This window comes from Pseudomonas luteola NBRC 103146 (assembly GCF_002091675.1).
In the GTDB taxonomy this organism is placed as follows: domain Bacteria; phylum Pseudomonadota; class Gammaproteobacteria; order Pseudomonadales; family Pseudomonadaceae; genus Chryseomonas; species Chryseomonas luteola.
This window is the reverse complement of record NZ_BDAE01000004.1, coordinates 236,883-262,123: the sequence shown is the minus strand read 5'-3', so window position 1 is coordinate 262,123 and position 25,241 is coordinate 236,883. Positions and strand designations below refer to the sequence as shown.

Here is a 25,241-nt window from a genome sequence, read left to right as displayed (position 1 = left end):
TTCTTTTCTGTGAATCGTTCACCGAAAAAAGTGGCTTCTTTTCTTTTTGTGATCTGAGTCAAGCCACGAAGGAGAAAAGCAGCCCTTGTTTAGAGCTGCAAGAGAGGAGGTACGGCTAGGCGTGAGAGGCAGCGAAGATCTTTACAGGGGTACCTGTATAGGCCGCGGGAATTTGTGTTCCAGGCTCAATGGTCGCAATGACTACGTAAGTGGCGCCAGCTGCCTCAAGCGTTAAGGAGGTAATGATCCCTGACCTTGGCTGTTGCTCATCGAATAGATAAAAGTCGACTGACGAGCCTGGCAGAACAAGGCGATACTCATCGAATTCAAACCGCCCTTCGATGAGTGGTACTGTTCCGCTTTCTTTTATAAGCCCGGCGGCTCCTCTGCTTAGCCGTTTCTGGGCAAATGCCGAGTCGATCATATGACTGACGGTAACGTCATCATTAAAGCGATAAGCCTCAATCAGATATTGAAGCGCAGAAAGTTCTCTGGGGGCGAGGTTATAAAAGGCGCAACCTACCCGACCTGTATCCCGGTCAACTGATTTGATTTCAAATGTTACGTCAATAGCAAGACTAAGGGAGTTGATTGAAAAAAGCAGTTTGCCCTTGAGGTTATCGCCAGTACGGGCGGTAATCGATTTTGAGATAAAGCTAAATCCGCCTATGGAAAGCTCAAGCAATTGATGCTCCATGCCTTCACGGTGGGCGCCTTGATACCGGATCCTGGCTGGTAGCTGAACGCGTAGGTGTTGCCTTTGTGTAGAACTGGTGTCGGGTGCGCTCATTGGATCTATCTCCATTGTAAAATTTTCATCTGCTTTAACAAAAGCAGGCAGGCGAAACTAAGCATGATTAATAGGGAAGGCTTATATGAAGAAATTATCTGTTCATTTAAACAATATTGTCTCGCAGGAAGATCAATTTTTCCTGAGTAGAAGATTGTTCACTAAAAACATACCCTTCAACATCAAATGACTTTAAATCAGCAAGATCTCGTAACCGATTTTTTATAATGTAACGCGTCATGAGTCCGCGGGCTTTCTTTGCATAGAAGCTGATGATCTTGTATTGACCGCCTTTAAGATCCCGAAACTCGATATCGATAACGCGGCCCTTGAGCTGTGCACGTTTGACGGAGCCGAAATATTCGTTCGAGGCCAGGTTGATGAGAATATCGTCGCCCTGATTTTCCAACGCATCATTTAATCGCTGTGTGATGTGCGTGTCCCAGAAGGCGTAAAGGTCCTTGCCGCGTGAGTTGACCAGCTTGGTTCCCATCTCCAGCCGGTAAGGCTGCATAAGGTCCAGAGGACGCAAGATGCCATAAAGGCCGGACAGCATACGCAAGTGTGTCTGGGCAAAGTCAAAGTCAGCGTCGTCGAAATCCTCAGCCGCTAAGCCGGTATAGACGTCACCCTTGAAGGCCAGTAGAGCCTGTTTGGCGTTTTCAGGCGTAAAGTCTGGAGACCAGCTGGCAAAGCGTGCAGCGTTAAGGCCGGCGATCTTGTCTGAAACTCCCATGAGTTTTGCGATATCGGCAGGCGAAAGCGTAACGAGCTGATTGATCAACGCTTGAGCGTCGTCGAGGCATTCAGGCTGTGTATAGCGCCGAGTGGCTGGCGGTGTTTCGTAGTCAAGGGTTTTGGCGGGTGAAATCACCATCAGCATGGTATGGAGCTCCTTTCGATTAACGGCTCATTGTAGGCCGTGCACAAAACGTAGCTCCAGTTGGAAAAAGCTATATGGCATATGAAGGTAGGACGCTCTGTAAACAGCGGGCAAAAACTTTAGTACCAGATCGACAGCGTTGCCAGCGGTATTAGCCAATAAGAAAAAAATGGTGTCCAGTTGGAAAAAAGGGGTTTTGCCTGCTCAAAGATTAAGGTATTACCAAGAGGTCCGCTGCACGAACGGGGTTGCCCTTGAGTTGCAGGCTTGGTCCTGAAGCCCCGAGGTGTGGTGGCACCTTTCGCTGCGGAGCGCCGTATCGGCCTCCGTCGACTGGCCACAAGAGTCCCGTTGGGATTCTCGATGAGGTGAACGAGTATGGATGATCATGGACGCTCCCGCCCCACCCAGCCCACCCTCTATGTGCTCGACACCAACGTACTGATTCACGATCCTAATGCACTGCTAAATTTCGAAGAGCATCACGTTGCTATTCCGATGACGGTATTGGAGGAGCTCGATAAATTAAAGACTGGGAAACATAGCGTGGCTGCCGAGTGCCGTCAGGCGATTCGGCTGATTGATACCGTTCTTGCTGAGGCCTCTCCTCAGGATGTCGAAAAAGGTGTGCCCATACCGCGCGGCAAAGGGGAGACGAAAGGGTATCTCTCCATTCTGATGAACAAGCGGGCGGCCCCTGTTACCTGGCTGCCTGATAATCACAACGATAATCGCATCATCAATCAGCTGGTTGAATTGTGTACTCACCATCCCGGTGAGCGCGTAGTACTGGTAACCAAAGACATCAACATGCGTTTAAAGGCGCGGGGATGCGGGATTGATGCGGAGGATTACCATACCGATCAGCTGGTAGATGATATTGCACTGTTGTCGCGTGGCTATCACACCCTTGAAGGTTCTTTCTGGGATCGCGTCAGCAAGGTCGATTCACGGCAGGATGTAGGACGCGTCTGGCATCGGGTACAGCTGTCCGAGAGTTTGCCGCCAATGCACCTCAATGACTTCATTGTCGACGAGCAGGGGTTCGTTGGTTGGGTCAAGGCTGTTCGAGATGATGAACTCATCATTCTCGATATGCATCAGGAGCCTCTGCTGCATCAAGAGGCCTGGGGCCTTCGGCCTCGAGACATCTACCAGGGCCTAGCGTTGTTCGCTCTGTTGGATCCTGACATCCACCTGGTAAACCTGACCGGGGCCGCCGGGTCGGGGAAAACCATTCTTGCCCTGGCCGCAGCCATTGAGCAAACCATGGTTACCAAGCGTTATCGTCGAATCATCGCGACGCGTAGCGTTCAGGGACTGGATGAGGATATCGGCTTCCTACCCGGCACCGAGGCGGAAAAGATGGAGCCATGGCTGGGCGCCATTACCGACAACCTGGAAGCGCTGCATATGGATGATGAAAGTCCTCATAGCAGCGTCGACTACATCCTGAGTAAGGTGCCGCTTCAGTTCAAATCCTTGAATTACATTCGTGGGCGTAGTTTCCAGCAGAGTCTGATCCTTATTGATGAGTGCCAAAACCTTACGCCGCATCAGATGAAAACCATTATTACCCGCGCCGGTGCCGGCTCAAAAGTCATCTGTCTGGGTAACCTGGCGCAGATCGATACGCCGTATCTGTCAGCAACCAGTTCAGGATTGACGTATCTGAGCGAGCGTTTCAAGGGCTTCCCCCACGGGGTGCATATCACGTTGCAAGGCGTGCCTCGCTCGGTGCTGGCCGAGTACGCCGAAGCGCATATGTAATGACCTCCTGGCAGGAAACCGGCAAAGGATATTGCCAGTTTCCTGCTTATCCCGTTCGTCCATAGTAGAATCAAGGGCCTCTGTATAACGGAAGGCCAAACATGCTGACCCATCTTGATTCCCAGGGCCGCGCCAACATGGTGGACGTTACCGACAAGCAGGTAACGTTTCGTGAGGCTGTTGCTGAAGCACAAGTGCGCATGCTCCCTGAAACACTACAAATGATTCAGCAGGGCGGCCACCCGAAAGGTGACGTCTTTGCGGTGGCGCGTATAGCCGGTATTCAGGCGGCCAAGAAAACCCATGAATTGATTCCCTTGTGTCATCCGCTTCTGCTGACAGGCGTGAAAGTTGAACTCACTGCCTGCGAGCCCGATAGCGTTCATATTCAGGCAACGTGCAAATTGTCAGGCCAGACGGGTGTGGAAATGGAAGCCTTGACTGCTGCCAGCGTGGCGGCCTTGACGATCTATGACATGTGTAAGGCTGTGGATCGGGGTATGAGTATCGAAGCGGTTCGTCTGCTGGAAAAAAAGGGTGGCAAGAGCGGCCATTTCAAAGTGGAGCACGACGCATGATCGAAGTGCATTATTTCGCGCGTTACCGTGAAGCATTGCAATGCGAGCACGAGCGCATCCAATGGCAGGATGAATTTACTCAACTAAACGATCTTCGTGCTCACCTGGTCTCCAGAGGTGGGGTGTGGGCGGATGTGTTAAGCGAGCGAAACCTGATGTGCGCACGTAACGAAGAGCTATGCATGTTGGATGAGCCGTTGGTTGACGGTGATCAAGTGGCTTTCTTCCCGACTGTAACGGGAGGTTAGACATGACCATACGAGTGCAGGCCGAGGCGTTCGATCCTGGCGTCGAAACCAGCGCAATGCATGCGGCCAATGTAGGCGTAGGTGCCGTCGTAACCTTCATAGGCTATGTACGCGATTTCAATGACGGACTGGATATATCTGGTCTTTATCTGGAGCATTTTCCTGGCATGACTGAAAAGTCGCTGGCGAAGATCGCTCATGAGGCAAACTCTCGTTGGCCGCTACTCAAGGTGGATATCATCCATCGGGTAGGGCGTCTGGAGCCTGGTGAGCCCATCGTTTTCGTAGGTACGGCAAGCGCACATCGTCAGGCGGCGTTCGAAGCCTGTGCATTTATCATGGACTATTTGAAAACAAGGGCGCCTTTCTGGAAGAAGGAAGACACTCCCCAAGGCCCACGCTGGGTTGAAGGCAAGAGCAGCGATGTCAGCGCTGCCCAGCGCTGGAAGTAGGCCCATGCTCTGACAGCGTAAAACCGGAGGGCAGGTATGGTTTGGCTGTGTGCGATGGGAGCCGTTCTTGGGCTGGTACTTGTCATAAGCCTTTGTCAGCTGTGGCAATGGCTGAAGCTGACAGACAGCGCATTGACAGACGGGTATATCGTTTCTCTGGAAAAGGCCCCACTCTATCGGCTGACATTCAGCTATCAGGTCCAAGAGCAGCGCTACAGCCTGAACTTCCTGGATACGCTAATGGGGTATTCGTCTTCCAGTCTAAAAGCCTTGGCGGAGCAGGTAGCAGTAGACGATAGGATCAAGGTTTACTATTGCACCAGCGATCCTTCGTTCTGTTGTGTGGGCTTTAAACCGACACGCGGAAGTATCGTTAAGGTCTGGTTGTTGAACTTGTTGGGACCGCTGGCACCTTTTGGCTTTTGAGGCGCGCAAAGGGGGAGCAGAGTGTTCGACTCCGCCCCCGAGTCGTCAGGAATGCTTGCGTGGGACTGGCTTGAGTAACTCTGCCGGAGGCATATCGCATGCGATTTTGCGGCCTAGCAATGTCTCGATTGGCGGTAGGGCAAATGCGTCGTCCTCGCCTGCAAAACTGATTGATATTCCGCTGGTACCTGCACGACCTGTACGTCCTATCCGGTGTACATAGTCATCTGGATCTTCCGGTAGCGTGAAATTGATAACGTGGCTAATGCCATCGATATGAATGCCACGACCCGCGACATCTGTAGCGACCAGGACACGGATCTTGCCCTCGCGGAAGCCTTCCAGCGTTCGGATCCGTTTATGCTGCGGAACATCGCCTGACATCTGCGCTGCACTGATGCCGTCTTTAGTCAGACGTTCCTCAATACGACGTACCTCATCCTTACGGTTGGCGAAAACCATCACGCGTTCCCAGTTGTTCTGGCTGATGAGGTTGTATAGCAAACGATACTTGTCATCTGAAGACACTGCGTATACGCGTTGGTCAACGGTCTCGCTGGCTACGTTTTCAGGCTCGATTTCCACAATGGCTGGATCGACTGTCCACTGCTTGGCAAGGTTCATGACGTCCTCGGTAAAGGTGGCCGAGAACAGCAAGGTCTGACGTTCATTCTTGTGGGGGGTCTGGCGAATAATCTGGCGGACCTGGGGGATAAAGCCCATGTCGAGCATGCGATCCGCCTCGTCCAGAACCAAGACCTCCACCATGTCCAGATGAACCTCGCCACGCTGGTTGAAGTCCAGCAAACGCCCTGGTGTTGCGACAAGGATATCGCAGAAGCGCGACTCCAGTTGCTTGAGCTGTTTGTCGAAATCCATTCCGCCTACGAAGGTCATCACATTGAGGCCCGTGTACTTGGTCAGATTTTCTGCATCCTTGGCAATCTGTACAACCAGCTCTCGAGTCGGCGCAATAATAAGTGCACGTGGCTCACCCATGTAGCGCTCTTCAGGCGGCGGGGTGGTAAGCAGCTGGGTAATGGTCGAAATCAAAAACGCGGCTGTCTTGCCTGTCCCGGTTTGAGCTCGACCTATGGCATCTTGGCCTTTCAGTGTAAATCCCAGCACTTGTGCCTGGATGGGCGTGCAATAAGGAAAACCCAGGTCATGGATGGCATGCATCAGGCTGGGTGCAAGGTTGAAGTCGTGGAAGCGGACCTTGCCTTCCTGAGGCTCTACTGCAAAGTCATTAAGCGTCCAGTTGCTGACAGGCGCCTTGCGCTCGCGTCGTGGCTTTGGTGATCTGGTCGCTGCAGGTTTCCCGCTTTCTTTCTTCGGTGGCCTGGGCTGACGCTCGGCTTTCGCCTGAGTCGTGGGTTGTGCCTGTTCAGGCTGTGACGGGGTTTCGTCGCGCTGAAGGGGCGCAACCTTTTCAGGGGTGGGCTGAGGTGCTTGCGCATCTCCTTTGCCAAATAGTTTTTTTAGTGCCTTGAGCACGGTTTATCTCGTAATTTGAATAGAAATTAAGCCAGGAGTGTAAAGCAAGTTACGGGCCTGGCAAATGAGGCTTGATCGAGAGGAGGGAGGGGAGTGTTGCCTGTTTTAGCCAAACAGGCAATTTCTTCCGTTGCGCTTGGCTTCATAAAGCGCTTTATCTGCACGCTCTATGTGAGTCTCGAGCGTATCCTGTTTATGCATTTCAGCCAAGCCGATTGAAATGGTAACGCCTGGTAATTTGCCGGCAGGAGAGTAAAAGTCGGCGATACTGGCAAGGCTTTCCCGCAAACGCTCGCCAATCATTCGAGCTTCAGGCTTATCCAGCTCGGGAAGCAGAATGACAAATTCTTCTCCACCGTAGCGCGACATGCTGTCCTTAGGCCTTAACTGGGAGCGTAGGGTATTGGCTACCATGCAAAGTGCGTAGTCGCCTGCCAGATGACCATACGTATCGTTATAGCGTTTGAAATGATCCACATCGAGCATCAACAGGCAAAGCGGTTGCTGGTTGAATGCGCAGCGGGTACTTTCGCGCTCATAGAGCTGTTCAAGGCGCCTGCGATTAAACAGGCCGGTAAGCGTGTCGACATTCGCGTTGCGCTCGGTATCCAGAATGATTCGATTGTTCTGGCGGACACGCTCACACAGGATTTCAAGCAGGTTCTGAGTGGTTTTAGGAGAATGCTCCATCAGTTGGAACAGATCCTTGCGGTGCAGGCCTATGACTTCGCAGACTTCATCGGCGATCACGTACGCCGTTGGCTTGTGATTGTCGAGAAAGCTGACCTCACCTGCACAGTCGCCCTCACTCAGAACGGATACAGGTTGATTATCCAGCGACTCCAGATGAACCCTGAAGCGGCCCTGGACAATCATATAAAGGTAGTGATTATGTTCGCTGGGCGACAGAAGCATCTCGCCTGGGTTCAGAACACGCTTGGTCAGCGTGCGGGCCAATTTTTCAAGGTGCGACAGATCAACATCCCGGAACAACCGTAGATGGCGTATATGCTGAAGGTTTTCCTGCCACTGAGGAATAGCCATCATCAGCATGGCATTACAAGAGTGAAAACGGCGCCAGAAGGCATGGTCGCTCCAAAACTACAGAAAGCGGACGTATAGAGATCACTTCTTGACTGAGATAAGTAAAGAAAGTTCTTCATCCGTTGTTCAGTACTGTGAGCGTTATCTTGTTTTGTATATGAACTGGTACAAAGGCTCAACGACAACAGCCGTTAAGCCGTCCCTCTCAAGCCAAACGGTCCTGTAACCACTGAGTGATCAGGGCGATTTCTTCCTGTGTTACTTCATGGCCCATGGGGTAGTCCTGCCATTGAACAGGCACCTGCTCCTTGGCGAGAAAATCATAGGCTTCACGTCCCAACCCCAGCGGTACAACATCATCGAGCGTGCCATGAATGCATAGCACCGGAATGTCTCGCTGAGCCTCACGGGCAAGCGTTTCCTGGAAGCCGGGTGCATAGGTCGAAAGAGCCAGTACGCCACCCAGAGGTTTGTGGGCAATGGCGAAAGCAGTATGAAACACGACTGCTCCGCCTTGTGAAAAACCTGCTAGCACAATGCGTCGGGCATCAATGCCCATGTCTATCTGCTGCGTGATCAACTCATCGACATAGCGGGCCGACTCATCCAGTTGTGAATGATCAATGGCGCGTGCAGGTGACATGGCCAGGATGTCGTACCAGGACGGCATGGCCCAGCCGCCATTGATACTGACTGGGCGTGAAGGGGCCTGAGGCAGTACAAAACGGGTCGTCGTGAGCACGCGCTGCACTATTTCGGCCACCGGCTGAAAATCGTAACGGTCTGCGCCCAGGCCGTGTAGCCAGATCACGCATGAGTCTGCGGGTTGGGGGGATTCGATGATCAGCGGAGTTATTTCAGGCATGTGTGCTCCATAAGAGTGCGTTCTGATCGGCAGCGGTAACAAATGGTGCGTTAAGAGGATGTCGCATTTATATAAATTCTTTTGCAGTCTCAGTGAAGTTTACTAAGCCGCTTCGATTCTGCCATGTCGCTATAAGTGGTCCGCCTTTTGCTGTATCTGCAATGTGTGCTTTTTGATGCACCGACAGGTAACACAACGTTGTCATGTTGTCTGGTGTATTAAAGGCCACTCGGTCAAGCAAATAAAAACAAATATTTCCAGCAGCGAGCCGAGAGCGAAGGGGGTTGAACCTCTCAATTCCTCGATGGTTCTTGCGATGTATACGTTGCTCTCATGGCTGCGTACAAGCCCTAAAGGGCAAGCGGGACCGGATGCTGACTTTTATAACAACTGGAGGTTATCGATGAAAATGGTGAAATCCACCCTGGCGATTCTGACCACTGCGGCTGTATTGGGTGTCAGTGGCTTCGCCCATGCAGGTGCGACCTTGGATGCCGTGAAGAAAAAGGGCTTCGTGCAGTGCGGTATCAGTGATGGTCTGCCTGGCTTCTCCTATGCAGAGGCGGGTGGCAAGTATGCAGGTCTTGATGTTGATGTATGCCGGGCAGTGGCTGCTGCCGTATTCGGTGACGCCGAGAAAGTCCGCTATTCACCATTGACTGCCAAGGAGCGTTTCACGGCGTTGCAGTCTGGCGAAATCGATATTCTCTCCCGTAATACTACCTGGACCAGTTCACGGGACGCTGGCATGGGTATGAATTTCACGGGCGTAACGTACTACGACGGCGTTGGTTTTTTGGTCAATAAGAAGCTAGGTGTTTCCAGCGCTAAAGAGCTCGATGGTGCAACGATCTGCATTCAGGCGGGTACCACGACCGAACTGAACGTATCTGACTACTTCCGTGCCAATGGCATGAAGTACACCCCGATCACTTATGATCGTTCTGACGAAAGCGCCAAGTCCCTCGAAGCCGGACGTTGTGACGTACTGACGTCCGATCAGTCTCAACTCTATGCCCAGCGTATCAAGCTGGCGAACCCGGACGATTACGTGGTTCTGCCGGAAGTGATCTCCAAGGAGCCTCTCGGTCCTGCTGTACGCCGAGGTGATGATGAATGGTTTGCCATTGCAAAATGGTCGCTATTCGCCATGATCGGCGCTGAGGAACTAGGTATTACCTCTGCCAACGTGGAAGACATGGCCAAGAACGCCAAGAATCCTGATGTGGCTCGTATGCTGGGTGCCGAAGGCAACTTTGGTAACGACCTGAAGCTGCCCAAAGATTGGGCGGTTCAGATCGTCAAGCAGGTTGGTAACTATGGCGAGGTCTTCGAGCGTAACGTCGGCATGGGTAGCGCGCTCAAGATCAAGCGCGGCCTGAATGCTCAATGGAACAAAGGCGGCATCCTGTACGCACCTCCCGTGCGCTGATTTGCCTATCGCCGCGGCCTGGTTAATAGCCAGGTCGCGGCGTTTTGTTTCATCGCATCTCGGAAAACATCATGTCTAAATCAATAGGCACGTCTGGGTCGTTGATCAACGATCCGCGCGCCCGCGCCTGGGCGTTTCAGATACTGGCTATTGTGGCGGTCGCTGCACTTGGCTGGTACTTATTCAACAACACACAAACCAACCTGGAACACCGGGGGATCACCTCCGGTTTTGCTTTTCTTGAGCATAGCGCAGGCTTTGGCGTTAGCCAGAGTCTGATCGACTACAAGGAATCGGATTCTTATGGACGACTCTTTCTGGTCGGCCTGGCGAATACGCTTCTGGTATCCATCCTAGGTATCATCCTGGCCACTGTGCTGGGCTTTATCATCGGTATTGCTCGTCTTTCGCCGAACTGGCTGGTACGTAAACTCGCCGCGATCTATATCGAGACCTTTCGCAACATTCCGCCGCTGCTCCAGATATTCTTCTGGTATTTCGCTGTGTTGCGTCTGGTGCCTGGACCCCGACAGAGTCTCAGCTTCTTCGACACGTTGTTTTTGAACAACCGAGGACTGTACGTTCCAGCACCCGTGTCGGCAGAAGGTGTCGTACCGTTCCTGGTGGCGATTGCGCTAGCTGTTGTGGCCAGTATTGCCCTGGCGCGCTGGGTAAAGGTTCGGCGTGACAGGACCGGAAGAGGCTTTCCGCTGCTGATCTCGATTATCGCTTTGCTGATCGTTCTGCCAGGTTTGGCAGCCCTGATATTTGGTGCACCGTTCCATTGGACCGTTCCGCAGCTCAAGGGCTTCAACTTTCAGGGCGGCTGGGTGGTGATTCCTGAGCTGTTCGCCTTGCTGGTGGCACTCTCCGTTTATACCGCAGCATTCATTGCTGAAACGGTTCGTTCGGGTATCCAGTCGGTGAGCCATGGTCAGACCGAGGCAGCCAATTCTCTGGGGCTGAAGCCTAGTCGGACGCTACGCCTGGTCATCATTCCGCAGTCCATGCGGGTCATCATCCCGCCACTGACCAGCCAATACCTTAACCTGACCAAGAACTCATCATTGGCTGCCGGTATTGGCTATCCGGACATGGTGTCGCTGTTTGCCGGTACGGTACTGAACCAGACCGGGCAGGCGATCGAGACCATTGCTATCACGATGTCAGTCTATCTGGTTATCAGCCTGAGCATTTCGCTGTTGATGAACGTGTACAACAAGCGAATGGCTTTGCGTGAGCGATAAGAGGCGATCATGACTACACATACGTTCAAACCTGATCTGCCGCCGCCGAATCGCTCGGTCGGTGCGTGGGCCTGGATGCGGGCCAATCTCTTTTCCAGCATTTACAACACGCTGCTTACATTACTTGCTTTGTATCTGGTCTGGCTGTTGGTTCCGCCCATGATCAAATGGGCTTTCCTGGATGCAACGTTCAGCGGGACCGAGCGTTCCGACTGCACGCCAGGAGGCGCATGCTGGGTATTCATCAAGATGCGCTTTGGTCAGTTCATGTACGGGTTTTACCCGCCGGAACTGCGCTGGCGTGTGGATGTGGCGCTGGTTCTCGCGGTTCTGGGTGCTGCACCGCTGTTCATCAAAGCGATGCCCCGAAAGGTAGTTTATGGCATCGTTTTTCTGATCGTTTATCCCGTTGTTGCCTGGGTGTTGCTGCATGGCGGCGTGCTGGGGCTCGACGCGGTGCCTACCAGCCGTTGGGGCGGCCTGACGCTGACACTGGTCATTGCCTCTGTAGGTATTGCCGGTGCGCTGCCGCTGGGTATATTCCTGGCATTGGGACGTCGTTCGGAAATGCCGGCCGTACGCGTGTTGTGCGTGACCTTTATCGAGTTCTGGCGGGGTATTCCGTTGATCACGGTGTTGTTCATGTCATCCGTCATGCTGCCGTTGTTCCTGCCTGAAGGCATGAGCTTCGACAAACTCTTGCGGGCACTGATTGGCGTTATCCTGTTCCAGTCAGCTTACATTGCCGAAGTCGTGCGTGGTGGTTTGCAGGCGATCCCGAAAGGGCAGTACGAAGCGGCGTCAGCCATGGGGTTGGGCTACTGGCGCGCCATGGGGCTGGTCATACTGCCTCAGGCATTGAAGCTGGTGATCCCGGGAATCGTGAACACGTTTATCGCGCTGTTCAAGGATACCAGTCTGGTGATCATCATTGGTCTGTTCGATCTTTTGAACAGCCTGCACCAGGCTACCGTTGATCCAGCCTGGCTGGGTATGTCGACCGAAGGCTATGTCTTTGGCGCATTGATTTATTGGGCTTTCTGTTTCGGTATGTCGCAGTACAGTCAGCGTCTGGAACGCCGTCTCGACACCGGCCATCGCCGCTAAGGAGCGAATCAGCATGAGTGAAAATGCCAAGACTCTGGGCATCGGTGACAAGATCATGATCCAGATGCAAGACGTGAACAAATGGTACGGTCAGTTCCACGTACTTAAGGACATCAACCTGACGGTCCGACAGGGCGAGCGTATCGTGCTCTGCGGCCCGTCAGGGTCGGGCAAGTCGACCACGATCCGCTGTATCAATCGCCTGGAAGAGCATCAGAAGGGCAATATTGTCGTTGATGATGTAGAGCTTAATGGGGACCTGAAAAACATCGAGGCCATTCGCCGTGAAGTCGGTATGGTTTTCCAGCATTTCAATCTGTTCCCTCATTTAACGGTACTGGAAAACTGTACGCTGGCCCCTATCTGGGTACGTAAGCTACCGAAGAAGGAAGCCGAAGAAGTCGCGATGCATTATCTGAAGCGCGTACGCATTCCAGATCAGGCTCACAAGTATCCGGGACAGCTCTCCGGTGGTCAGCAACAGCGTGTGGCCATTGCCCGTGCGTTGTGTATGAAGCCCAAGATCATGCTGTTTGACGAGCCTACCTCAGCGCTTGACCCGGAAATGGTAAAGGAGGTGCTCGATACCATGATCGGCCTTGCTCAGGATGGCATGACCATGCTGTGCGTGACTCACGAAATGGGTTTTGCCCGAACGGTAGCAAACCGTGTGATTTTCATGGACAAGGGTGAAATCGTGGAGCAGGCCCCGCCGGATCAGTTCTTCGATAATCCTCAAAACGAGCGTACCAAGCTCTTCCTGGGTCAGATCCTTCACTGATCCATCAAGAAAGGCGCCTCAGGGCGCCTTTCTTACTAGGCTGTCCTTTTACCGGGCCAAGCGGGAGGATACAGCTACGCTCTCTGGTTGAATGGCTTGCTGTACGTGGACGCTTTACCCTTATCCTTGACCATGACTCATCCGCTGCGGCCGTGGTTCGTCTATCTGGTCAGAGCTGAAAATGGCTCACTCTACTGCGGCATCAGCGATAACCCTCAGCGCCGTTTCAAGGCTCACCAACAAGGCAAGGGGGCTCGCTTTTTTCATTCAAGTCCTGCCAAGGCACTGGTCTATACGGAGCCGTGTGTAGACAAATCTGCAGCGCTTCGCCGTGAACGCGCCATCAAAAAGCTGAAGAAGAGCATCAAGGAAGCCATGGCAATGGCTCAGGGAGGATAGTCTTTAAAGGGTGGGGCGGTTACTCTGAGCTTCTACAATAAGAGGACGTGCGCATGACCGATCTCATCCTGCATCACTACTGGACCTCTCCGTTTGCCGAAAAAGTTCATCTGCTGATGGGTTTCAAGCAGCTGTCCTGGCGCTCCGTCATTATTCCCCGTGTCATGCCAAAGCCGGATCTCACCGCATTGACCGGCGGCTATCGCAAGACGCCTGTGCTTCAGGTCGGGGCGGATATCTATTGTGATACGGCGCTGATCGCGCAGCGCCTGGAGCAGGCTAAGGCCACTCCCACGCTCTTTCCAGAGGGCCAGGAGTTTGCCTGTCGCGCCTTTGCAGCCTGGGCCGATAGTGTAGTTTTCCAGCACGCCGTGGCACTGATTTTCCAGCCCGACGTCATCGCCGAGCGCATGGCCAATGTTCCGCCTGAGCAGGCTCACGCGTTCATGGCGGACCGTAAGGCGCTTTTTGAAAAGGGAAATGCACCTCGGGTTACGGCAAGGCAGGCGGCCCAACATTGGCCCACCCTAATGGCACGACTTGAGGAGCAATTGGCGCGCAGCAGTGGCGAATACCTCTTCAATGCTCCCTCTATCGCAGATTTCTCGCTGGCGCATTGCCTCTGGTTTTTGCAGTCGGCCCGTCAGACTGCGCCTCTGGTGGACACTTATCCTGAAGTATCCGCCTGGCTAGGCCGCGTGCAGGGGTTCGGTCATGGCACTTATTCCGACCTGAGCGCAGAGGAGGCCATACGCATTGCGTATGATTCCGATCCTGCCCCTATTCCAGAAGGGGAAATGTTCTTGCCGGCGGGCCTTGCTCAAGGCGATCGTGTAGCGGTTTCAGCTCAGGATTATGGACTGGAGGAGGTAGAAGGTGAATTGCTCTATGCCGGGACAGAGGAAGTAATTCTAAGACGTGAGGACGAGCGTGCCGGCATTGTCCATGTTCACTTTCCCAGGATAGGATTCAATATCGAAACGCGATGAGGCTGACAGGCAGAGCGATCAGGGCTGTCACTCTGCCTGGCGGTCAGTCCTTGCGGCGCTTGATCTGATCTTTTAGCTGGGTAGGGACTTGTCGGATGATCAATACGTCCTGAGACTCGTGGTACTCTACCTGGGAGCCAAGCAGGTGAGCCTCGAAGCTGATGGATAGTCCCTCGGCGCGCCCCGTAAAGCGGCGGAATTGGTTGAGGGTGCGCTTGTCTGCAGGGATTTCAGGCGCAAGTCCGTAGTCCTTGTTGCGGATGTAATCATAGAAGGCCTTGGGCTGCTCTTCACTCATCAGCTCCGACAGTTCATCCAGGGCAATGGGCTCGCCAATACGGGCCTGGGTGCTGGCATAGTCGACCAGGGTGTCGGTTTTTTCCTTGGCTTTCTCCTCAGGCAGGTCTTCGCTTTCTACATAGTCGCTAAAGGCCTTGAGCAGGGTGCGCGTCTCGCTGGGCGCATCGACACCTTCCTGGCAGCCAATGAAGTCACGAAAATAATCCGAGACCTTCTTGCCGCCCTTGCCCTTGATAAAGGAGATGTATTGCTTGGACTGCTTGTTATTACGCCATTCGGAAATATTGATGCGTGCCGCCAAATGAAGCTGCCCGAGGTCCAGGTGTTTGGCGGGCGCTACGTCCAGGGTGTCGGTTACGGTTACGCCTTCACTATGATGCAGCAGGGCAATGGCAAGGTAATCCGTCATGCCTTGCTGATAATGGGCAAAGAGAACATGGCCGCCTGTTGAAAGGTTTGAGCCTTCCATAAGCTGCTTGAGGTGCTCGACGGCCTGCTGGCTGAATGCAACAAAGTTCTTGCCGCCGTCCAGATACTCATTGAGCCAGCCACTGAAGGGATAGGCACCAGACTCCTCGTGGAACAGCCCCCAGGCCTTGTTGGGTTTGGCGTTATAGCTTTCGTTGAGATCGGCCATCAGGTTTTCGATGGCCTGGGATGCCTCGAGCTCGGCTTCACGGGCATGCAGCGTAGCGGGCTGACCGTCGGGTTTCTTGTCGATCAGGTGAACGATAGCGTGGCGAATGGGCATGGGACTCTCTATCAATGAAGCGCAGGCGACATTGCCGCGAAAATCAGATGTGGCCTGATAGTGTACCGCACCCGTGCGACGGGCTTAATCGGCATTCTTGATCCAGCGTGTGCGGCGCCATTGGTCTTGAGCATCCGGTGAAAGAAAAGTCCAGGCCACCAGCCGGCTGCGTTTCTGACCTTGGGACATGTCGATCGTACGGATATCTACCGCATGGACCTGCTTTAGAGCAGCCACCAGACTGTCGACATTAGAAACCTTGGACACCAGAGTACTAAACCAGAACACTTGCGGACCATAGCAGGCACTGTCTTCTGCCAAGGTGCGTACAAAGCGGGCTTCACCGCCTTTGCACCATAGCTCAGCGCCCTGACCGCCGAAGTTAAGTACGGGCAATTTGCGCTTCGGGTCCAGTTTGCCAAGGTTTTTCCACTTGCGCTGACTGCCGCTGCGCGCTTCTTCCAGAGAGGTGTGAAAGGGCGGATTGCAAAGGGTTATATCGAAACGATCATCTGGGGCGATGATGTTTCGAAACGTGCGGTTCTGCTCGGTCTGCTGCCGTAACGATATGGCCTTGGTCAGCTGATTGCCTTGCAGGATGGTCTTGGCGGAGGCCAGCGCCGTTGCGTCGATATCGGCCCCAACGAAATGCCAGCCGTACTCGTGATGGCCAATCAGCGGATAGATGCAGTTGGCGCCAACCCCTATATCCAGCGCCTTGATCATAGCGCCACGAGGAACAATACCCTCATTACGTTCAGTCAGCAGGTCTGCCAAGGAATGAACATAGTCGGCGCGGCCTGGAATAGGGGGGCATAAATAGCCTTCCGGGATGTCCCAGTGGGCAATTCCATAATATTGCCGGAGCAGGGCGCGATTGAAGACTTTGACAGCGGCAGGATCGGCAAAGTCGATACTTTGCTTGCCGTAGGAGTTGATGATGACGAAGGGCGCCAGTTCAGGGCAGGCCTTAATCATCTTGGCAAAATCATAGCGCCCCTGGTGGCGGTTGCGAGGATGCAGAACCCCTTTAGGGGCAGCGGGGCGCTTGGGTGGTTGAATCATGAAAAGGCTCGAACGATTAGGGGTAGCCCAGCAGGGCTTTTATGGTGGGGAGGTTGGAGCGGATCCAGCGCTTATCGATAGCGCCCCAATCACGGATGACATAATGTCCTGCATGGTTGCGAGCGCCTTCGGTCTGCTCAAATGCACAGTCGATATCCAGATCGCTCAACGCCGAAAGGGTGTCCTGTGCAGTACGTCTGGGCATGCCTGTCGCTTCTATCAGGGCCGGTACACTCGTTGCGACTCCAGAGTCGACCAGCCAGGCGACGTACAGGCGGCGGTAGAAGCTTTTCTTGGTTTTGCTTACGTCCATTGTCCAATCCTTGAGCATCCATCGATAACAAACCAAAAGGCCCGCCTAAGCGGGCCTATGGTGGCATTCAACCGTTACAGGCTGGCGATTCGTCCACGCTGTTCGGCCAGCTTGGCGAGCGCCTGCTCGGCTTCGGCCAGCTTGGCGCGTTCTTTGGCAATCACCTCGGCTGGCGCCTTATCCACGAAGCCGGCGTTGTTCAGCTTGCCTCCGACGCGCTTTACCTCGCCTTCCAGACGCTGGATTTCCTTATCCAGACGACCCAGTTCAGCAGCCTTGTCGATCAGACCTGCCATCGGTACCAACACCTCCATCTCGCCAACAAGCGCTGTAGCAGAAAGCGGGGCCTCTTCATCGGCAGCCAGAATGCGGATCGACTCGAACTTGGCCAACTTCTTGAGCAGGGGCTCGTTTTCGCTCATGCGTCGCTGATCTTCAGCGCTGGCATGCTTGAGCAGAATGTCGATGCGCTTGGCCATGGAGATGTTCATCTCACCACGAATCTGACGCACTCCTAGCATCAGCGCCTTGATCCACTCGATATCACCCTCAGCCGCGCTATCGATACGGGCCTCATTGGCAATGGGCCAAGTCTGCAGCATGAGGGTTTCGCCCTGTTGGCTGGCAAGCGGTGCGATGCGATGCCAGATTTCTTCCGTGATGAAAGGCATGAACGGATGCGCCAGACGCAGTGCAACCTCCAGCACACGTACCAAGGTACGGCGTGTGCCGCGCTGACGTTCGATAGAAGCGTTTTCATCCCACAATACCGGCTTCACTAGCTCCAGATACCAAGCGCAGTATTCATCCCAGATGAATTCATAGAGTGCCTGAGTAGCCAGGTCGAAGCGGAACTGTTCTAGCTGGCGAGTCACTTCAGCTTCTGTACGCTGCAGTTGAGAGATGATCCAGCGATCCACAGAAGACAATTCGACCGGTTCGTCATTGACGCCACAGTCCTTGCCTTCGGTGTTTTCCAGCACGAAGTTGGCCGCATTCCAGATCTTGTTGCAGAAATTGCGGAAGCCTTCGACACGGCCCATATCGAATTTGATATCGCGGCCGGTGGAGGCCAGGGAGCAGAATGTGAAACGCAAGGCATCAGTACCGTAGCTGGCAATGCCTTCCGGGAATTCAGCACGGGTCTGCTTGGCAATCTTTTCCGCCAGCTTGGGCTGCATCATGCCGCTGGTGCGCTTCTGCAGCAGGCTCTCCAGATCAATGCCATCGACGATATCCAGCGGGTCAAGCACGTTGCCCTTGGACTTGGACATCTTCTGGCCCTGACCGTCGCGTACAAGACCGTGAACGTAGACGGTTTTGAACGGAATCTGCCCAGTCAGGTGAGTAGACAGCATGATCATCCGGGCGACCCAGAAGAAGATGATGTCAAAGCCGGTTACCAGAACGTCGGTGGGGTGGAACGTCTTTAAAAATTCGGTCTGTTCCGGCCAACCAAGGGTAGAGAATGTCCACAGACCCGAACTGAACCAGGTGTCGAGAACGTCGTCGTCCTGGCGCAGCGCGATCTCGCCCAGATTGTGCTTGCTGCGGACTTCCGCTTCATCGCGACCAACGTAGACGTTGCCAGCCTCGTCATACCACGCCGGAATACGGTGGCCCCACCAGAGCTGACGGCTGATGCACCAATCCTGAATATCACGCATCCAGGAAAAGTACATGTTCTCGTACTGTTTGGGTACGAACTGAATAGAGCCGTTTTCCACGACCTCAATGGCTTTTTCAGCCAGAGGCTTGGTGGAGACGTACCATTGATCGGTCAGCCAAGGCTCAATAACAGTGCCGGAGCGATCGCCCTTGGGTACTTTCAGCGCATGGTCTTCAATTTTCTCTAGAAGACCGGCAGAGTCAAAGGCCGCTACGATCTGCTTGCGGGCTTCGAAACGATCCAGGCCCGCGTATGCGGACGGAATCCCTGCGTCGACTTCAGTGTTTACGCTGCCATCCAGGTTGAATACTTGTGCGGTGGCGAGTACCGCTGCGTTTTTATCGAAAATATTGATCAGGGGCAGGTTATGGCGCTTGCCGACCTCATAGTCATTGAAGTCGTGAGCAGGGGTGATTTTGACGCAACCTGTGCCAAATTCTGGATCACAATAATCGTCGCCCACGATCGGGATGCGACGGCCTACCAGCGGCAGCTCGATGAATTTGCCGATCAGTGCCTTGTAGCGCTCATCTTCAGGATGTACCGCTACGGCGGAGTCGCCCAACATGGTTTCCGGGCGGGTCGTGGCAACGATCAGGTAATCCTTGCCCTCTGCCGTCTTAGCACCATCAGCCAGGGGATAGCGCAGGTTCCACAATGAGCCTTTCTCATCATGGTTCTCGACTTCCAGATCGGAGATAGCCGTATGCAGCTTGGTATCCCAGTTGACCAAGCGCTTGCCGCGATAAATCAGGCCGTCCTCGTGCAGACGGACAAAGGCTTCCTTGACTGCTTCAGACAGACCGTCATCCATCGTGAAGCGTTCGCGTGACCAGTCTACGGAAGAGCCCAGGCGACGAATCTGGCGAGTGATGTTGCCGCCAGACTCGTTTTTCCATTCCCAGACTTTCTCAAGAAACTTCTCACGACCCAGATCATGACGGCTGACGCCCTGCGCACTTAATTGGCGCTCCACCACCATCTGGGTGGCAATGCCTGCGTGGTCCGTGCCGGGCTGCCACAGGGTATTGCGGCCCTGCATGCGGCGGAAGCGGATCAGGGCGTCCATGATGGCATTGTTAAAGCCATGGCCCATGTGCAGGCTGCCGGTGACGTTGGGCGGCGGAATCATAATGGTATAGGGCTCGCCGGAGCCCTGAGGCGCGAAGTATCCCTTGGATTCCCAGGTCTGGTACCAAGAGGTTTCGATGTCGTGTGGCTGGTAAGTCTTGTCCATGTACGTTGGCAAAGGCGTCTGAAGAGGGAAAGCCTTTGAGTATAACGGGGATAACGGTCAGGTGCGATTGATCGCAGCACTGACCGTCTTGTAATCAGGCCTGCCCACGCTGCCTGATCAGTTCATCGAGGCGGGCATCCAGACGTTTTTGCAGTTCGGCTTCAACTTTAGGTGCGAATTCGGCAATGACTTCCTGGAGTATGAGGCGCGCTTCCTGGCGAAGTAGCTCCTCCAGGGATTCCTCGTTCTGTCGAGAAACGCGCTCCGGTTCGATCTGATCAAGCAGCGGAGGAATGGCGCTTAGCCGTTCAATAGAGGGTACGACCACATCGGACAGTACAGGAATACCATCCTGGTCCAGCCGGTCGGTAAGCATGGGAAGGTCGTGTTTATCCAGTAGCTGGCGGATCGATTCCAGATCATTCATGAGATGTGCCGGGCGAGGCGGGAGGTCTTTGTCCATGATTGTCAGACTCGCGGCAGACGATGGTCTTGTAAAGCATAGCCGCGCTCTCGGTAAAAGCGGAAGTTCTCACGAGCCGCTTTGCGTATTGAAGCCTCTTCGATGACCAGTTCGGCAATTCTGCTGAAGCTGGCAAAGAAAGCAGGAATACGAGTATCCAGGTTGATCAACAGTTCGCCGGTTCGCTCCTGTTGGGTGTCAATACCCAGCAGGACTGGGCTATCCGGCTTGTTCTCGGCAAAGTCGTGAGGCAGGAAACTGTCGGGACGGAAGTCCCAAAGCCGTTCGTCCAGCTGACTGCGTTGGGCTTCGTCAGCGCAATGGATATACGTCTGCATCTGCTGTCTCCACGCTTTTTCGGCGAGGCGGCATGCAAACGTCAGTCGGGCGTCAGGGTCGTCGCTGGGAAGAACATAGAAGTCGACACGGGTCATGTCTGGCTCCGGAGTATGGCTGGCAGCAGCGGCGCGATAGGGAAGCGAACCCTATCGCGCTGCACCGATTCAGCCTTGGCTGCGGTCTAGCAGATACTGCATAAGCAATGGGACGGGGCGGCCGGTAGAGGCCTTGTCCTTGCCACCACTGATCCAGGCGGTGCCAGCGATATCCAGGTGAGCCCATTTGTAGTTCTTGGCAAAGCGCGACAGGAAGCACGCTGCCGTAATGGTGCCTGCTTTAGGGCCACCAATGTTTGCGATATCAGCGAAGGGACTGTCGAGTTGCTCTTGATACTCATCATGCAGAGGCAACTGCCATACGCGGTCATCAGCCGCATCGCCGGCGGCTTTGATCTGCTGGATCAGGTTGTCATCGTTACCTAGCAGGCCAGAGACAACCGACCCCAGGGCTGTGACGCAGGCGCCGGTCAGTGTAGCGATATCGATCACGGACTGGGGCTTGAAGCGCTCGGCATAGGTTAATGTATCGCACAGCACCAGACGGCCTTCAGCGTCTGTATTGAGGATTTCCACCGTCTGACCGCTCATGGTTGTGACGATGTCGCCAGGGCGGGTCGCCGTTCCACTAGGCATGTTTTCGGCGCAAGCCAACAGGCCTACCAGGTTGATTGGGAGCTTGAGCTCGAGCGCGGCACGGAATGTACCCAGTACGCTGGCAGCACCACACATGTCGTATTTCATCTCATCCATACCCTGGCTGGGCTTGATGCTGATGCCGCCGGTATCAAACGTAATGCCTTTGCCGACCAGAACATGGGGGGCTGTGTCTTTTGCAGCACCCTTGTATTGAAGCACTACCAGGCGGGGCGGTTGCTCGCTGCCTTGTGCCACGGCGAGAAACGAACCCATGCCCAGCTCGCGCATCTTCTTTTCGTCCAGTACATCGACTTTGATGCCGGTTTCCTTGTACTGCTTGCCAAGTGCTTTGGCTTCGTCCGCAATGTAGGCGGGGTTACAGATGTTTGGCGGCAGGTTGCCAAAATCCTTGGCATAGGCAACGCCTGCAGCAATGGCCTGGGCATGGACAAGGCCTCGATCCATATCAGCTTGAGCGGCCTTGCTGCCTGCCAGAATGATTTTCTTTAGAGCACGAGGCTCGGCTTTCTTGCTCTTGAAACGATCAAAAACATACAGGCCATCCGCCAGCGTTTCAGCCAGCAGGCGAGCCTTCGCATAGCTGTCACGCTGCTTGACGTTTACATCGCCGAGGAAGAAGGCGGCATCAGTACCGCCCAAACCTTTGAGTACGCCTAATGCTGCGCTGACCACTTTGCGATATGCGCGATCGCCCAGGCCTTCTTCAGTATTTCCAATGCCCACCAGCAAAACGCGCTCGGCTTTCAGACCGGTAAGGCCGGTCAGCAGCAGCGTCTGCCCCGGTTTGCCTGCCAGATCACCGCGCTTGACTGCAGCGCTCAGGGCGCCACCGGTAGCGGTATCGACCGTGGCCGCCGAAGCGTCCATGTAACCATGTTCACCAACAGCAAGAACCAGTGTGGCTGTTTTCAGTGTTTCCGGACTTGCACTTTTAACGAGAAATTCCATTACGAGAAGCTCCCCAAGACAAACGAGTAGGTTTGCAGGATAATGCCAGCTATTTTCGCCGGGGCCGCCCTGCGGGCTGCCTTGCGCGGGTCGGTTTAGCAACGGCGGCTAGTTTGAGCGTACGCGCCTGAGCCTGACAACCCTGGAGAGCCTTGTTTGATCGTCTTTCGTTATCTAGCACGTGAAGTTCTCACCACCATGGGCGCGGTAAGCGCCGTTTTGCTGGTGATCATCATGAGTGGTCGCTTCATTAAATATCTGGCTCAAGCTGCGCAGGGTATCCTGGATCCTGGCGCCTTGATGATGATCATGGGATACCGGATTCCCGGTTTCCTGGAGCTGATTCTGCCGCTTGGTCTATTTTTGGGGATTCTGCTCTCCTATGGCCGTCTGTACCTGGAAAGTGAGATGACGGTCCTTTCCGCTACCGGAATGAGTCAGCAACGCCTCCTGGCCTATACGATGGCACCGGCAACACTCATTGCGCTTGTTGTTGCCTGGTTGAGTCTGTCGCTGACCCCTATGGGCGTTCAGCGTGTGGGTGAGATCCTGAATCAGCAGGATGCGCTGACCGAGTTCGACACCCTGGCGCCCGGTCGCTTCCAGTCGCTGCGTGATGGCTCGCGGGTGACCTATACCGAAGCGCTCAGCAATGATCGTACCCAGCTCTCGGGCGTCTTTATTTCTGAAAAGAATGAAGCCAAGGCCGGGTCTGATCGGGGCATTGGTGTGCTGATCGCCGATAAGGGCCACCAGGAAATCCATTCCGATGGCAGTCGTTACCTGATTCTGGAAAATGGTTTTCGGTATGACGGTACCCCAGGCCAGGCGGACTATCGTGCGGTTCAATACGATACCTACGGAGTGTTGCTTCCTAAACCTGAAGTCAGTACGGATGTAGGTGCACGCGAAGCGATTCCGACACGTGCCCTGATGTCCAGTGATGACATCCGTCAGAAGGCCGAGCTGCAGTGGCGTCTTTCCATTCCGGTGCTGGTTTTCATCGTGACGCTGATTGCCGTGCCGTTATCGCGTGTCAATCCACGTCAGGGACGCTTCCTTAAACTACTGCCCGCCATCCTGCTTTATATGGCCTACCTTTCCCTGCTGATTGCCGTCCGTGGTTCGCTCGATAAGGGCAAGCTTCCGCCTTCCATCGGTCTTTGGCCGGTTCATCTGTTGTTTCTTGCGTTAGGTTTGCTGCTGGCCTTCTGGGAGCCGTTGCGCCTGTCCATGCGCCGCCGTGCTACGGAGAAAGGTCATGAGTAAACTCGATCGTTATATAGGTCGCTCGGTTCTAGTCAGTATTCTGGCTGTTCTTGGCGTTATTCTTGGATTGGCCTTGCTGTTTGCCTATATCGATCAGCTAGGGGATTTCGATGATAACTACGGCGCCCTGCAGGCGCTTACGTATGTACTGTTGACTGGCCCGCGGCGGGCTTATGAGCTCCTGCCCATGGCAGCGCTGATCGGCTGTCTAATTGGCCTGGGCTCGCTGGCCAGTAGCAGTGAGCTGATCATCATGCGAGCCGCTGGTGTCTCGCTGGCTCGAATTGTCTGGGCTGTCATGAAGCCTATGCTGCTGATCATGCTTGCAGGCGTGCTTATTGGTGAATATGTCGCTCCCTGGTCGGAAAACATTGCTCAGAGCAACCGTGCAATGGCGCAGGGTGGCGGTGATGCCCAGAGTTCCAAGCATGGCTTGTGGCATCGTCAGGGACGTGAGTACGTTCATATCAATGCAGTGCAGCCCAACGGTGTTCTGTTTGGTATTACACGTTATCAGTTTGATGAGCAGCGCCATTTGCTGTCGGCAAGCTTTGCCAAGCGTGCCGAGTACCGAGGCGACCATTGGGAGCTGCAAACGATCTCCACGACCCACTTCCGTGATCGTCACACCGAGGTCATAACAGCTCCAACAGAAAATTGGGACATCGAACTGACACCACAAATACTCGACACCGTTGTGATGGAGCCCGATGCTTTGTCCATTTCTGGTTTGTGGTGGTACATCCATTACCTGGCGGATCAGGGGCTTAATAATGCCTCTTACTGGCTGGCGTTCTGGGGCAAGGTATTCCAGCCGCTGGTGACAGCAGCACTTGTATTAATGGCCATTTCATTCATCTTCGGCCCGCTGCGCTCGGTAACATTGGGTCAGCGTATTTTTACCGGTGTGGTAGTAGGATTCGTATTCCGTATTGCTCAGGACCTGTTGGGACCTTCCAGTCTGGTATTTGGATTCTCACCCATATTAGCGGTCCTGGTGCCTGCAGGAGTCTGTGCATTGGCAGGCATATGGTTATTGCGTAAAGCGGGCTAATGTCTTCACAAAAAAGGCTGAACATTCATCTGTTTGGCCTTTTTTGTGTCCTACTCCAAGATATGTATGGTTTGACTCTTGGAAGCCAGATCAGACCAGCTTCGCTTGCGTGTATCGACGAGTATCCATAAAAGGCCTACCCCCAGGCAGAGATACGAGAAAAGAGCGGCGGCGAAGCGCAGGGCGGCTTGAGGCAGACTAATCCTTGTGCCGTCGGTATTTTGTATTCGGATCTTCCAGGCCTGCATGCCGAGCGTTTGGCCGTTATGTATCCAGTAGCCCGCAAAGTAAGCAAAGCTGACCAATACAATCAGGATGCTCAATATAGGGTCGCCTATCAGCTCCCCTTGTTCGGCCATTGCCTTGAGGCGGGAACCTCCCATCCAGGCCGCCAACCCGCCGAAATAACCCAATGTAGCCACCATTATCAAGGCAACAAGCAGAATGCTGTCATAGAGGCTTGCAGCTAGTCGCCTGGCAAGACCGGCGGATGGGTATTTTCTGGTAGGCAGAGATAGGGTTCGTGGCATGAGGCGTTGCTGTTCGTAATAAGCGTTCTACTGCAACACCTGGTAGTTAGCATGGCAAGCCTGTCTTTCCTCGAAAGGC

General features: G+C 54.2%; 26 protein-coding genes. 13 read left to right on the top strand and 13 right to left on the bottom strand.

Annotated elements, in window-relative coordinates:
• Positions 1-115 precede the first annotated feature (115 nt).
• Complete coding sequence (locus PLU01S_RS07990) at positions 116-790, bottom strand: PilZ domain-containing protein (RefSeq protein ID WP_074824870.1); 675 nt, start codon at positions 788-790, stop codon at positions 116-118.
• Positions 791-896: 106 nt separating this feature from the next.
• A complete protein-coding gene (yaaA, locus tag PLU01S_RS07985) occupies positions 897-1,673 on the bottom strand; it encodes a peroxide stress protein YaaA (protein WP_010795364.1) in 777 nt (258 codons plus the stop codon).
• 378 nt (positions 1,674-2,051) lie between these two features.
• Here yaaA and PLU01S_RS07980 point away from each other — a divergent pair, with 378 nt between their 5' ends.
• The 5 genes from PLU01S_RS07980 to PLU01S_RS07960 all read left to right on the top strand — a co-directional run bounded on the left by PLU01S_RS07980 (position 2,052) and on the right by PLU01S_RS07960 (position 5,147).
• On the top strand, positions 2,052-3,443 hold the full coding sequence (locus tag PLU01S_RS07980; RefSeq protein WP_074824867.1) for a PhoH family protein: 1,392 nt from the start codon (positions 2,052-2,054) through the stop codon (positions 3,441-3,443).
• Between the two features lie 101 nt (positions 3,444-3,544).
• On the top strand, positions 3,545-4,021 hold the full coding sequence (moaC, locus tag PLU01S_RS07975; protein WP_010795362.1) for a cyclic pyranopterin monophosphate synthase MoaC: 477 nt from the start codon (positions 3,545-3,547) through the stop codon (positions 4,019-4,021).
• Positions 4,018-4,269 carry a MoaD/ThiS family protein gene (locus tag PLU01S_RS07970; protein ID WP_074824862.1) on the top strand — a complete coding sequence of 84 codons (252 nt, stop codon included), beginning with the start codon at positions 4,018-4,020 and terminating at the stop codon, positions 4,267-4,269. The genes moaC and PLU01S_RS07970 overlap by 4 nt, the downstream gene beginning before the upstream one ends.
• Positions 4,270-4,271: 2 nt before the next feature.
• Positions 4,272-4,721, top strand: coding sequence for a molybdopterin synthase catalytic subunit MoaE (moaE, locus tag PLU01S_RS07965; RefSeq protein ID WP_074824859.1), 450 nt, complete (start codon positions 4,272-4,274; stop codon positions 4,719-4,721).
• Positions 4,722-4,757: 36 nt separating this feature from the next.
• Positions 4,758-5,147: a hypothetical protein gene (locus PLU01S_RS07960; protein WP_074824857.1), complete on the top strand. Its 390-nt coding sequence runs from the start codon at positions 4,758-4,760 to the stop codon at positions 5,145-5,147.
• Positions 5,148-5,192: 45 nt separating this feature from the next.
• On the opposite strand, the gene rhlB is transcribed toward PLU01S_RS07960, so the two are convergent.
• From rhlB to PLU01S_RS07945, 3 genes are all read right to left on the bottom strand, one after another.
• Complete coding sequence (gene rhlB / locus PLU01S_RS07955) at positions 5,193-6,644, bottom strand: ATP-dependent RNA helicase RhlB (RefSeq protein ID WP_010795358.1); 1,452 nt, start codon at positions 6,642-6,644, stop codon at positions 5,193-5,195.
• Positions 6,645-6,749: 105 nt separating this feature from the next.
• On the bottom strand, positions 6,750-7,688 hold the full coding sequence (locus PLU01S_RS07950; protein WP_037030444.1) for a GGDEF domain-containing protein: 939 nt from the start codon (positions 7,686-7,688) through the stop codon (positions 6,750-6,752).
• Positions 7,689-7,893: 205 nt separating this feature from the next.
• Positions 7,894-8,553 carry an alpha/beta hydrolase gene (locus PLU01S_RS07945; RefSeq protein WP_074824853.1) on the bottom strand — a complete coding sequence of 220 codons (660 nt, stop codon included), beginning with the start codon at positions 8,551-8,553 and terminating at the stop codon, positions 7,894-7,896.
• Between the two features lie 403 nt (positions 8,554-8,956).
• Here PLU01S_RS07945 and PLU01S_RS07940 point away from each other — a divergent pair, with 403 nt between their 5' ends.
• The 6 genes from PLU01S_RS07940 (at position 8,957) to PLU01S_RS07915 (ending at position 14,508) form a co-directional block, all read left to right on the top strand.
• Positions 8,957-9,985, top strand: a complete 1,029-nt coding sequence (locus tag PLU01S_RS07940; protein WP_074824850.1) for an amino acid ABC transporter substrate-binding protein — start codon at positions 8,957-8,959, stop codon at positions 9,983-9,985.
• Positions 9,986-10,056: 71 nt separating this feature from the next.
• Positions 10,057-11,232: an amino acid ABC transporter permease gene (locus tag PLU01S_RS07935; RefSeq protein ID WP_010795354.1), complete on the top strand. Its 1,176-nt coding sequence runs from the start codon at positions 10,057-10,059 to the stop codon at positions 11,230-11,232.
• Positions 11,233-11,241: 9 nt separating this feature from the next.
• Positions 11,242-12,339 (top strand): amino acid ABC transporter permease, encoded by a 1,098-nt coding sequence (locus PLU01S_RS07930; RefSeq protein WP_019364199.1) that lies wholly within the window; start codon positions 11,242-11,244, stop codon positions 12,337-12,339.
• A 13-nt stretch (positions 12,340-12,352) separates the two neighbouring features.
• On the top strand, positions 12,353-13,120 hold the full coding sequence (locus PLU01S_RS07925; RefSeq protein WP_010795352.1) for an amino acid ABC transporter ATP-binding protein: 768 nt from the start codon (positions 12,353-12,355) through the stop codon (positions 13,118-13,120).
• A gap of 132 nt (positions 13,121-13,252) precedes the next feature.
• On the top strand, positions 13,253-13,519 hold the full coding sequence (locus PLU01S_RS07920; RefSeq protein ID WP_019364198.1) for a GIY-YIG nuclease family protein: 267 nt from the start codon (positions 13,253-13,255) through the stop codon (positions 13,517-13,519).
• A gap of 53 nt (positions 13,520-13,572) precedes the next feature.
• Positions 13,573-14,508, top strand: coding sequence for a glutathione S-transferase family protein (locus tag PLU01S_RS07915; RefSeq protein WP_019364197.1), 936 nt, complete (start codon positions 13,573-13,575; stop codon positions 14,506-14,508).
• Positions 14,509-14,551: 43 nt separating this feature from the next.
• On the opposite strand, the gene yejK is transcribed toward PLU01S_RS07915, so the two are convergent.
• The 7 genes from yejK to PLU01S_RS07880 all read right to left on the bottom strand — a co-directional run bounded on the left by yejK (position 14,552) and on the right by PLU01S_RS07880 (position 22,309).
• The gene (gene yejK / locus PLU01S_RS07910; RefSeq protein WP_074824848.1) at positions 14,552-15,559 is read right to left on the bottom strand and encodes a nucleoid-associated protein YejK; all 1,008 of its coding nucleotides are present in this window, start codon (positions 15,557-15,559) and stop codon (positions 14,552-14,554) included.
• An 84-nt stretch (positions 15,560-15,643) separates the two neighbouring features.
• Entirely contained in the window at positions 15,644-16,624 is a 981-nt protein-coding gene (rlmF, locus tag PLU01S_RS07905; protein WP_074824845.1) for a 23S rRNA (adenine(1618)-N(6))-methyltransferase RlmF, read from the bottom strand.
• A 16-nt stretch (positions 16,625-16,640) separates the two neighbouring features.
• Positions 16,641-16,937: a winged helix-turn-helix domain-containing protein gene (locus PLU01S_RS07900; protein ID WP_074824842.1), complete on the bottom strand. Its 297-nt coding sequence runs from the start codon at positions 16,935-16,937 to the stop codon at positions 16,641-16,643.
• Positions 16,938-17,011: 74 nt separating this feature from the next.
• A complete protein-coding gene (locus PLU01S_RS07895; RefSeq protein ID WP_074824839.1) occupies positions 17,012-19,843 on the bottom strand; it encodes a valine--tRNA ligase in 2,832 nt (943 codons plus the stop codon).
• Positions 19,844-19,937: 94 nt separating this feature from the next.
• A complete protein-coding gene (locus tag PLU01S_RS07890) occupies positions 19,938-20,306 on the bottom strand; it encodes a hypothetical protein (RefSeq protein WP_074824838.1) in 369 nt (122 codons plus the stop codon).
• Between the two features lie 5 nt (positions 20,307-20,311).
• A complete protein-coding gene (locus tag PLU01S_RS07885) occupies positions 20,312-20,740 on the bottom strand; it encodes a DNA polymerase III subunit chi (RefSeq protein WP_074824835.1) in 429 nt (142 codons plus the stop codon).
• A 69-nt stretch (positions 20,741-20,809) separates the two neighbouring features.
• Entirely contained in the window at positions 20,810-22,309 is a 1,500-nt protein-coding gene (locus tag PLU01S_RS07880; RefSeq protein WP_074824832.1) for a leucyl aminopeptidase, read from the bottom strand.
• 156 nt (positions 22,310-22,465) lie between these two features.
• Here PLU01S_RS07880 and lptF point away from each other — a divergent pair, with 156 nt between their 5' ends.
• Together lptF and lptG are read left to right on the top strand one after the other, a co-directional pair.
• The gene (lptF, locus tag PLU01S_RS07875) at positions 22,466-23,578 is read left to right on the top strand and encodes an LPS export ABC transporter permease LptF (RefSeq protein WP_074824829.1); all 1,113 of its coding nucleotides are present in this window, start codon (positions 22,466-22,468) and stop codon (positions 23,576-23,578) included.
• Positions 23,571-24,632, top strand: a complete 1,062-nt coding sequence (gene lptG / locus PLU01S_RS07870) for an LPS export ABC transporter permease LptG (protein WP_010795341.1) — start codon at positions 23,571-23,573, stop codon at positions 24,630-24,632. The genes lptF and lptG overlap by 8 nt, the downstream gene beginning before the upstream one ends.
• A 50-nt stretch (positions 24,633-24,682) precedes the next feature.
• Here the strand turns inward: lptG and PLU01S_RS07865 are convergent, their stop codons facing one another.
• Complete coding sequence (locus PLU01S_RS07865; protein WP_074824827.1) at positions 24,683-25,162, bottom strand: RDD family protein; 480 nt, start codon at positions 25,160-25,162, stop codon at positions 24,683-24,685.
• Positions 25,163-25,241: the final 79 nt, after the last annotated feature.